We start from the raw sequence: 392 nt of genomic DNA, 5'->3' as shown, positions 1-392 counted from the left end.
AGGATTGGGTAATTTGCGCGCCTGCTGCCTTCCTTGGATGTGGTAGCCGTTTCTCAGGCTCCTTCTCCGGAATCGAACCCTAATTCTCCGTTACCCGTGATAGCAAGGGTAGTCCAATACACTACCTTCGAAAGCTGATAGGGCAGAAACTTGAACGATTTACCACGTTTACACGCGGTCAGCCAAGTTACTATGATTCACCATGTGATGGTTAAATCTAATAAATGCTACCATTCTTGCGTCCGGTATTTGCGCATGTATTAGCTCTAGAATTACCACGGTTATCCATGTAATGTGCACTATCGAATAAACTATAACTGTTTTAATGAGCCATTCGCAGTTTCACTGTATACTATTTATACTTAGACATGCATGGCTTAATCTTTAAGACA

At 42.3% G+C, this 392-nt stretch carries 1 rRNA gene; it reads right to left on the bottom strand.

The annotated features are described in order from the left end of the window. Nucleotides 1–383: ribosomal RNA gene (locus tag BBB58_RS15705) — 16S ribosomal RNA — on the bottom strand; the annotation flags it as partial. Between the last annotated feature and the right edge of the window lie 9 nt (nucleotides 384–392).

It is taken from the genome of Exiguobacterium profundum (genome assembly GCF_001909285.1).
Taxonomy (GTDB): domain Bacteria; phylum Bacillota; class Bacilli; order Exiguobacteriales; family Exiguobacteriaceae; genus Exiguobacterium; species Exiguobacterium profundum.
The sequence above is the reverse complement of the archived record's forward strand: the minus strand, read 5'-3'. Positions and strand labels throughout refer to the sequence as shown.